General features: G+C 62.2%; 9 protein-coding genes. 4 read left to right on the top strand and 5 right to left on the bottom strand.

The features are described from left to right. The 3 genes from Y708_RS0116220 to Y708_RS0116210 all read left to right on the top strand — a co-directional run. Nucleotides 1–807: DNA-formamidopyrimidine glycosylase family protein (locus Y708_RS0116220; RefSeq protein WP_028280730.1), on the top strand; the 807-nt coding region annotated here is incomplete at its 5' end. Nucleotides 808–956: 149 nt separating this feature from the next. Continuing rightward, on the top strand, nt 957–1,130 hold the full coding sequence (locus Y708_RS29355; RefSeq protein WP_155853909.1) for a hypothetical protein: 174 nt from the start codon (nt 957–959) through the stop codon (nt 1,128–1,130). Nucleotides 1,131–1,171: 41 nt separating this feature from the next. Continuing rightward, nucleotides 1,172–1,621: an AAA family ATPase gene (locus Y708_RS0116210; protein WP_035776636.1), complete on the top strand. Its 450-nt coding sequence runs from the start codon at nt 1,172–1,174 to the stop codon at nt 1,619–1,621. On the opposite strand, the gene Y708_RS25755 is transcribed toward Y708_RS0116210, so the two are convergent. The 5 genes from Y708_RS25755 to Y708_RS0116185 all read right to left on the bottom strand — a co-directional run bounded on the left by Y708_RS25755 (nt 1,618) and on the right by Y708_RS0116185 (nt 5,931). Beyond that, complete coding sequence (locus Y708_RS25755; protein WP_035776634.1) at nt 1,618–2,589, bottom strand: serine/threonine-protein kinase; 972 nt, start codon at nt 2,587–2,589, stop codon at nt 1,618–1,620. The genes Y708_RS0116210 and Y708_RS25755 overlap by 4 nt on opposite strands. A 139-nt stretch (nt 2,590–2,728) precedes the next feature. Then, nucleotides 2,729–3,529, bottom strand: a complete 801-nt coding sequence (locus Y708_RS0116200) for an alpha/beta fold hydrolase (RefSeq protein WP_028280727.1) — start codon at nt 3,527–3,529, stop codon at nt 2,729–2,731. A 27-nt stretch (nt 3,530–3,556) separates the two neighbouring features. Further along, on the bottom strand, nt 3,557–3,886 hold the full coding sequence (locus Y708_RS0116195; protein ID WP_028280726.1) for a biotin/lipoyl-containing protein: 330 nt from the start codon (nt 3,884–3,886) through the stop codon (nt 3,557–3,559). Beyond that, a complete protein-coding gene (locus tag Y708_RS0116190) occupies nt 3,879–4,904 on the bottom strand; it encodes an alpha-ketoacid dehydrogenase subunit beta (protein WP_028280725.1) in 1,026 nt (341 codons plus the stop codon). Before Y708_RS0116190 ends, Y708_RS0116195 begins: the two co-directional genes overlap by 8 nt. Further along, nucleotides 4,897–5,931 (bottom strand): thiamine pyrophosphate-dependent enzyme, encoded by a 1,035-nt coding sequence (locus tag Y708_RS0116185; RefSeq protein WP_028280724.1) that lies wholly within the window; start codon nt 5,929–5,931, stop codon nt 4,897–4,899. The genes Y708_RS0116190 and Y708_RS0116185 overlap by 8 nt, the downstream gene beginning before the upstream one ends. A 367-nt stretch (nt 5,932–6,298) precedes the next feature. Here Y708_RS0116185 and Y708_RS0116180 point away from each other — a divergent pair, with 367 nt between their 5' ends. After that, nucleotides 6,299–6,769: an Lrp/AsnC family transcriptional regulator gene (locus Y708_RS0116180; RefSeq protein WP_028280723.1), complete on the top strand. Its 471-nt coding sequence runs from the start codon at nt 6,299–6,301 to the stop codon at nt 6,767–6,769. Nucleotides 6,770–6,866 lie beyond the last annotated feature (97 nt).

The raw sequence follows: 6,866 nt of genomic DNA, 5'->3' as shown, positions 1-6,866 counted from the left end.
CCCGCCTCTGTGGCGGACGTGGAAATTCTTTCCTTCTCGGTGCTTAAGACGGCCCGGATACCGGTCCAATCACTCGCCGGACGTGCCGCAACCTCCGTATCTCGCCGGGGCAAGTTCATTGTTCTAGAATTCGACGGTTTGTTCCTCGCAATGCACCTCGCCAGGGCCGGCTGGCTCCGCTGGTCGGATTCACTGAGCACGGGGAGACTGAAGCCGGGAAAGGGCCCCATTGCCCTCCGGCTGCGCCTTTCCGGCGACGGTGCAGCGCCGGGTTTTGACCTGACAGAGGCGGGCACCCGGAAATCGGTGGCGGTGTACGTCATTGAAGACCCTGGTGACGTTCCGGGGATCGAGCGGCTGGGTCCTGAAGCTCTTGACGTTGATCTGCACCAATTCACCGCTATGATCCGCGAACACCGCGGCCAGATCAAGGGACTTCTCCGCGACCAGTCGTTCATTGCAGGCATCGGCAACGCGTACAGCGACGAGATTCTCCATGCCGCGCGGATGTCTCCCTTTACCGTGGCATCAAGTCTGGGGGAGCAGCAGGTTGCGGTCCTCCACGGCTCACTCCGGACGGTGTTGGAAACTGCGATCCTCTCCGCAACCGGTAAGCCGGCAAAGGAGCTCAAGGATTCGAAGCGTCGCGCACTGAAGGTTCATGGAAGGGCAGGCGAGCAGTGCCCGGTCTGCGGTGACACGGTGAGGGAAGTGTCATTTGCCGATTCGGCACTGCAGTACTGCCCCACCTGTCAGACCGGAGGGAAACTGCTCGCTGACCGCAGGACGTCTAAGTTTCTGAAGTAGGGCGCCTCCCTGCACCTGCTGGGAACCCACCGGGTTACGGTGCGCCCGAGCGGTAGTGAAACGTCGATTGGCGGCGGGGCGTTCCACTTCAGCGCGCGGGCTCGTAGGATCGGAGGGATAGGCAACATCGAATCGATCGGAGTGAGCTCATGACTGATAAGCCGGAAGAGCAGGATAAGCAGGATAAGCACGATAAGCACGAAAACACCGGCCCCGAAGGCACCATCCCGGAGGCCAAGGACGGCGTTGGCGGCACGACAACAGACGAGCCCAGCAACTTCGAGCCGGAGGAAGACAAAGACTCCCGCGACGATCCCAGCTGAGCGGTCAACGGTCGGAAGTGCTCAGAAATCTCATCACAGGAATGTCCGGCACCGGGAAATCCTCGGTACTGGCTGGACTGGCGCAACGAGGTTATGACGTGGTTGATACTGACTACGGCGATTGGTGCGAATGGTCCGAAGACGACGAGGACAACATGATATGGCGCGAGGACCGAATATCCACGCTCTTGTCGGAATACCAAGGAACAGGTCTGTTTGTGCAGGGCCGCGTCTCGAATCAGGGGAAGTTTTACGACTCTTTCGATGAGGTTGTACTGCTGAGCGCCCCGGTGGACACGTTGTTGAAGCGGATCTCAACGCGCACAACCAACACCTTCGGCAAAAAACCGGGGGAGCGAGACCGCATTTTGACTGACCTGATAGCAGTGGAGCCGCTGCTTCGCGCAAGCGCGACCTTGGAAATCGATACGCGGATCCCACTGCCTCAAGTGGTAGGCGCAGTGGTTGGTTTGACTCAGCTCGCGCGCTAACCGAGGCTTGGGGCCTGCGCCGGGGGCTCCGGAATGTGCAGGTTGCCGGTGGTAACGCCGCCGGTCCACGTATCCGGAGAATCGGCGCTCGGCGGATTGAGCGGCGCGGGTGGCATCGAGGCGGGAACGCCGTCGTCGTCCGCGGTTTCGTTGACGTGCGCCCGCAATGCCACGGCAACCTCATGGGCATCCGGCCGGTGCTCGGGATTGCGTGCCGTCATGCGGGTGAGGAGATCATGCCACTCTTCACCCAGGGAAGCGGGCACTTCGGGGTCCCGCAGCAGACGGGCGACGGCGGCCTCCACCACATGGCCGGGAAACGCCTTCTCGCCGGTGAGACATTCAAGCAAAACCAGGCCAAGCGAGTAAATGTCGGTGCGCGGTTCAATCGGGGAACCCTGCGCCTGCTCGGGACTCAGGTAGTTCGCGGTGCCGATCGTGGCGCCGGTGGCTGTAGCGACCGTTGCCTCGACCATCCTGGCAATGCCGAAGTCCGTCAGCTTGGGGTACAGCCGGGTGTCCTGCTCGCTCGAGTGGAACATGAGGATGTTTGCAGGCTTCACATCGCGGTGAATGACTCCCTGGGAGTGGATGTATGACAGCGCATCGGCGAGGTCTGCTCCGACCTGCGCCACGTCGTCGGGCGCCAGCGGTCCGAATTTCAGGAGGCGGCGCAGATCCTGGCCGTCAACCAATTCCATCACGAGGAAACCGGTGGTCTTGCCTGAGTCATCGTGATGCAGTCCAGCGTCGTGCAGCGTGACCAGCCCCGGGTGGTTCAGCGTTGAGAGCAGCAGAGTTTCGGTGTGCTGGCGCCGGTAGTCATCGTCATCGGAGGTGGTGGAGCTGAAGATCTTGATGGCGACATCGCGGCCGAGATTTTTGTCCAGCGCCCGGTACACCGAAGCGGCGCCACCGGTACCAAGCAGTTCGGTGGGTTGGTACCGGTGAGCCAGGAGTTCATCCACGCGTGTCCTCCGGGAGCGATGTGTTGTGAAATGACGGGAAAGGTGATGCTAAGCGTGCTGATCACCTCGATGATCCTACCCTGAGCTTCGTCCGCGGACGGCCCCAGCCATACTCGTGGCCGGAAAGTAACGCCAATTGTTACGTGGCGAGGAAATCGATGGCTGCCGTCTTGAACTCCCTGGACGTCACCGCGTTGGAGTGGGTGCGGCCAGGCAGCCACAGTGTCTCCGCTTTGCCGCTGAGTGACGCCAGTTCGGGCAGGGTGCGGGCCCTGTTGTCGTTCTCGCCAGCTACAAGCAGCAGTGGCATGTGGGGCACAACGTCGGCGGGGACAAAGGGTTCACCCTTGATCGCCTCAATCATGGTCAGCAGGGCAAAGACGTCGTTGGAGGGGACCATCCGCGCCATCCGAAGCAGGTCGCCGGTGGACGGATCCTCAATCGGTGTGCCGTCGCTGAGGAACCGCTGCGCCGCATCGAGGTCGAAGTCCGCCAGCGGGTCGGCGCTGCCCGGGCCGCCCAGTACCATCCGGTGAACCAGTTCCGGCTGGGTTGCCCCGAACTCCCAGGCGAGCCGCGAACCCAGTGAATAGCCGATGATGTCCACACCGCTTGCAGGTCGACCTGTTGCCAGGGGCACCACGTGGGCATCCTGCAGGACCTGCAGCAGATCGGCCCGGATCCGGCTGGGGGAGTATGCGTCCCGCTCCTCCGGGGAGGTACTCATGCCGTGGCCGGGCAGATCCACGGTAATGACGCGGCGGCCGGCTTCCGTCAGCGCCCGGACCCAGCCGGAGTCCTCCCAGTTCAGTTTCGCGGAAGACGCGAATCCATGAATGAGCAGCACAGGGCGTACGGACGTACCCTGCGATGGTTCATGAACGCCGACATTGAGCCCCGGATCGGTGCCCTCCACCAGATGGTCACTGTGCCGTCCCATGAGTGTCTCCCGGTTCTCGCTTGAGGCCTAGTCGTCGTCGAGCACGGCATTCAGCCGGACCCGCCGCTTTGGCGCCTGTTCCTGCGGGACGGTTCCCACGATGCCCGCGGTGTCATCCGGCACCCCGAACACAATGAGCGGATCACCGACCTTGATCACGTCACCGGCCCCTCCATGAACTCTAACCACAGTTCCGGTCTGCGGCGACGGCAACTCCACAGCGGATTTTGTGGTCTCCACCTCGACCAGCGGCTGATTGCGTTCCACCTGGTCCCCCTCGGCCACCAGCCACTCGAGAATGGTGGCCTCGATGAGGCCTTCGCCGAGGTCCGGCAGGGGGAAGGACAGTTCAGCCACGGCGGTGCTCCAATACTCGTTGGATGCCAAACAGGATGCGGTCGATGCCCGGAAGGTACTCATCCTCGAGGTCACCTGACGGATACGGTACGTCAAAGCCCGTCACCCGCTCAACAGGCGCCTTCAGCGTGTTGAAGCACTCCTCAGTCACAAGCGCGGCGACTTCGGCGCCCAGCCCGCTGGTGCGGGGACCCTCATGCACGACGACGGCGCGCCGCGTCTTCGCCACGGAGGCCGCAAGGCCCTCGGCATCGATGGGCTTGAGCCAGCGCAGGTCCAGCACCTCCACGTCAATGCCGTCCTCCTCGGCCAGCTCGGCAACCTGCAGGCAGCGCGAAACCATCGCGCCCCAAGCGATCAGCGTCAGGTGACGGCCCGGCCGGGCGACCCGCGCGCCCTCCGGTGTGCCGCCGTCGTGCAGGTTAACCTGTGCTTTCTGCCAGTAGCGGGATTTCGGCTCCATGAAGATCACAGGATCGGGCCGCTGCGCCGCGTACTTGAGCAGGTGGTAGGCCTGCTGTGGGTCCGACGGCGAGACCACTTTCAGCCCCGGAACATGGGCAAACATTGCCTCGAGTGATTCTCCATGGTGCTCGGGAGCGCGGATGCCGCCAAAACTCGGCACCCGCAGCGTAATGGGCATGGGCAGCGTGCCGCGGCTGCGATAGTTCATTCGGCCGATCTGGCAAATGATCTGGTTGACCGCCGGATAGGCGAAACCGTCAAACTGCACCTCGGGGATGGGGTGGAAACCGGCCATGGCAAGCCCCACGGACATGCCAAGGATTCCCGATTCCGCCAACGGTGTGTCGAAGACCCGTGTGGCTCCGAACCGTTCCTGAAGGCCGTCGGTGACGCGGAATACGCCGCCCAGCCGGCCCACATCCTCACCGAAGATCAGTGCCTTCGGGTCTTCGTCGAGCGTTTCAGCCAGCGCCAGGTTGAGCGCGGCCTGCATGGAAAGCTCCACGGTTGCGCCCCTCTCTTGGGCCGGGTTGAGGGTGGTTGCGTCAAGCATGCTCGGATTCCTCTCTCCAGGATGCGGCTTGGGCCGCCAGTGCAGGTGTCATCTCCTGGAAAACAAACTCGAACATCTCGTGTCCAGGCCGGGGACCGAGGGCAACCACTCCTGCACGGACCTGCTCCGCCTCAGCCTCCGCGTCTGCGAGAGCCGCCTGAAAAAAGTGGTCCGTGACCCCAAAACGTTCCCGGAGGACCCTCTCGCAGCGCTGCAGCGGATCTGCATTTTGGGCGGACTGCTCCTCGGCAAGGGTTCGGTATCGGCCGGGGTCATCGCTGGTGGAATGGGGTCCAAGCCGGTAGGTCATCGCTTCGATGAGCATCGGCCCGTTACCTGCCCGTGCGTGCGCAACGGCGCGCCGTGTCGCCTCAAGGACGGCAACGACATCGTTGCCGTCAACCTGCTCCGCAGGCATGCCATAACCGGCTGCGCGCGCAGCCACCGAACCACCGGCGACTTGGCGGTCCGTCGGAACCGAGATAGCCCAGCCGTTGTTCTGGACAAAGAAAATGACGGGGGACTTCATGATGGCGGCAAAATTCATGGCCTCGTGGACGTCGCCCTGCGAGCTGGCGCCGTCGCCGAAGTAGGTCAGCGCAATGTTGAAGCCGTCCGGGCCGGGGTTCGTGTCGGCGTGCTTAATCACCTGACCCTGTGCCCATCCGACGGCATGCAGCACCGATCCGGCGACGACGGCCTGAATTGGTGCGAGATGCGTTTGGGCAGGGTTATAGAGGCCTCCATGCCAGGTTGCCTTGTGCGTGGACATGTACTCGACCATGTCCACGCCGAGCGCCTTGGCGACGCCCATCTCGCGGTAGGTCGGGAAGACGAAATCGCGGCTGGGGTCAACAGCGCAGCCGCTGCCAACCTGGGCTGCCTCCTGTCCGAGCATGGGCGCATAGCCTGGAATCACGCCTTGGCGTTGCCAGCGGACCGCGGCTAGATCGAGTTGGCGAACCGTCGTCAGTAGCGTGTAGAGCCGTTTAAGCTCGTCCTCGGGTGGGGTGGAAACCAGGGGCATAAGTCATCCTCGCGTCGAGTTGTCCCGTTGTGGTGACCGTACTCACAAGATGGCATAGGCTGCAATCTTTGTATGTTTTTATAAACAAACTGTGAACATTTCGTGGCAATGAATGAGAGTAAACATAACAATATGTTCGCTATAATGACATCTCGCCACCAACAAAAAATGCGGCAGAGATATGTGCGTCCTTGAACACACCTCCGCCGCGCGGTCAGAAACTGACCAACCGCTGTGACTTTAGTCACTGAATCCGGGAAGAGCAAACCGGACCGCGCTATGTGTCACTCGCTGGGCATCTAAGAATGAGCAGATGGGCCAGCGGACGATGTTGTGGAAAACACATACGGAAAGGATCGGAGCAATTATGAAGATCGATGTGCTGGATGCCCGTATTACCGAGCTCTTTACCGACGACCCGCGGATGAGTGTTCTGGAGGTGTCCCGCACCCTCAAGGTTGCCCGCGCAACGGTGCAGGCCAGGTTGGACCGGATGCAGCGAAGCGGGGTCATCGCCGGGTGGGGGCCACGAGTGCATCCGGCGGCTCTGGGGTATCCGGTCATGGCGTATTGCTCGCTCACCATCCACCAGGACACCGGGCATGACGCGGTCTCAAGAGTTCTCGCTGAGATTCCCGAGATTCAGGAAGTTCACACTGTGTCCGGGGAGAGCGATCTGCTGGCCAAGGTTGCTGCGCGGTCCAACTCCGACCTGCAGCGGGTCATCGACGCGATCATTGCCACCAAAACCGTGGTGCGGTCCTCCACGGTGATTGTGCTCAACACCCACTTCGAAGGGCGCACACTGCCGCTGATGCACGCGGCCGCCGAGGTGTGACTCGGCCCGGATCCGTTCGACAGTAATGACTGACTTTCGCCGGCAAGCTGTTATTTCTGTCTCGTCGATTGGGCCGGTGCCGTCACGGATTCGGTCT

Source organism: Arthrobacter sp. H5, from assembly GCF_000520595.1.
GTDB lineage: Bacteria > Actinomycetota > Actinomycetes > Actinomycetales > Micrococcaceae > Arthrobacter_D.
Note: the sequence above shows the minus strand (reverse complement) of the source record. Positions and strands in the feature narration are given on the sequence as shown.